A 2,058-nucleotide genomic window follows, 5' to 3' on the forward strand; every position below is an offset into this window, starting at 1 on the left:
AATATTTTTAAAATCTTCTCATAGAAGGTCTTTTTGTTGTACCTAAAAATAATCTTTGATAGTTTTTAAAAATAATATTTTCAAAATAATATCTAACCTATTTTTTCATATTAAACTTTACACTATCATTTTAATAAGTAAATTTTAACATATGTCTTTATAATAATTAAAGAGGAATATATATTACTTTGAAGAATATAACAATAATATAAAATAATTCATAAGATTGAGATTAAGAGAGGTTTTTTATGACTGATGTAGTAAAAAAATATTATGAGGAAAATGTTGAAAATGAATGGAATAGATTAGAAGACCCTTATGCAAGAATTGAATTCTTTAGTACATTATATATGATAAAAAAATATTTTCCTAAAAGTGGAGAAATATTTGATATAGGATCAGGACCAGGGAAATATTCTATTGAGCTTTTAAAAAGAAAATTTAAAGTTAGTTTAATGGATATATCAGAAAATAGTATTTTATTTGCTAAAAATAAAATTGAAAATTTAGAGTTAAAAGCAGAAAAATATATTTGTGGAGATGCAAATTATCTTAATGGTGAATTAGACAATAGTTATCATGGGATTTTATTAATGGGACCTATGTATCATATACATTATAAAGAAAAAAGAATAAATATATTAAAAGAATGTAAAAGAATTTTAAAACCTAATGGAGTAATTTTAATATCTTACATAAATGCTTGGGGAGCTTTAAAAGCTGGAATTTCAGAATTTCCTAATGAATTTGAAGATATAAATGGGATATATAGATTATTGAAGGAACAGAATTTTACAAAGGAGGAGTCATTTACAGAAGCATATTTTACTACTCCACCTGTAGCTTTAGAAGAAGTAAGAATATCAGGATTAAAAATTTTAAATTATGCTGGTGCAGAAAGTTTTTTGAGTGGACAAGGAATGTATATGACTAAATATTATTTAGAAAATAAAAAAATTTACTTAAATTTATTAAAAGTAGCAACAGAAAAATGTGAAGAAATTCAATATAGAGATAGTACGGAACATTTACTAATAGTTGCAAAAAAACAATAATTTTAACAAATATAACTATTAATAATCGTAGATAATAATTTTAAATGTTAAACAAGAGAAAGTGAGGAAGTTTTATGGTAACAATTTTAGCAGTATCAGATTCAATAGGAGAAACAGCAGAGCAAGTTGCTATAGCAGCTGCAAGTCAATTTAAATGTAAGGTAGAGGTAAAAAGAATTCCGTATATAAAAACTTTAGAAGATGTAGAAGAGCTTATGAAAATTGTTGAATCAAACAATAAATTTATGATAGTTTCAACAATAATAACTGTAAATATAAGAGAGTATTTAACACAAAAGTGTATAGAGAGAAATATAAATATAATTAATGTGTTAGGTCCTATAATTAATGTGGCTTCAGCCATGTTAAATGAATATCCAGATTATAATCCAGGAGCTATGTGGAGTACAGATGAAGATTATTATAAAAGAATAGAGGCAATGGAATTTGCAATGCAATATGATGATAGCAAAGATTATAGAGGATTAAAAAATGCTGATGTTATACTTATTGGATTATCAAGAACATCTAAAACACCATTGTGTATGTATTTAGCTAACAAAGGAATTAAAGCAATAAATATCCCTTTAGTTCCAGAGGTAGGGGTTCCAGATGAAATATATAATATAGATAGAAAAAAAATTTTTGGGTTGACTATAAATCCATTACAATTAATAGAAATAAGAAAAAGAAGATTAGATAAATTTCATAGAATTTCTTCAAATATTGAATATGCATCTGATGCTAGAATTTTAGAAGAGTTTGAATTTGCAGATAAAATAATTAGAAAAATAGGGTGTAGTACTATTGATGTAACACAAAGAGCAATAGAAGATACAGCTCTAATAATATTAGATAAGTTAATAAAATAAATTAACCCTAATTATTCATGAAAAAATAAAAATCATAATAGATATGGCTTAAAATAATGCTTTTCTACAAAAAAAAATTCACCTATTAGGTGAAAAAGTATAGAAAAAAGGATTCAACCCTGTTATTGTTA

General features: G+C 24.3%; 2 protein-coding genes. Both read left to right on the forward strand.

The features are described from left to right. The first annotated feature begins 248 nt into the window (after positions 1 to 248). A complete protein-coding gene (locus GBZ86_RS15330) occupies positions 249 to 1,055 on the forward strand; it encodes a class I SAM-dependent methyltransferase (RefSeq protein WP_152892099.1) in 807 nt (268 codons plus the stop codon). A gap of 74 nt (positions 1,056 to 1,129) precedes the next feature. Continuing rightward, positions 1,130 to 1,927, forward strand: a complete 798-nt coding sequence (locus tag GBZ86_RS15335; RefSeq protein ID WP_152892101.1) for a pyruvate, water dikinase regulatory protein — start codon at positions 1,130 to 1,132, stop codon at positions 1,925 to 1,927. Positions 1,928 to 2,058: the final 131 nt, after the last annotated feature.

It is taken from the genome of Clostridium tarantellae (genome assembly GCF_009295725.1).
Taxonomy (GTDB): domain Bacteria; phylum Bacillota; class Clostridia; order Clostridiales; family Clostridiaceae; genus Sarcina; species Sarcina tarantellae.

What these genes read in the sequence shown, in the direction of transcription:
- GBZ86_RS15330 (WP_152892099.1), top strand. Translation starts at nt 249, where the DNA reads ATGACTGATGTAGTAAAAAAATATTATGAGGAAAATGTTGAAAATGAA.
- GBZ86_RS15335 (WP_152892101.1), top strand. Translation starts at nt 1,130, where the DNA reads ATGGTAACAATTTTAGCAGTATCAGATTCAATAGGAGAAACAGCAGAG.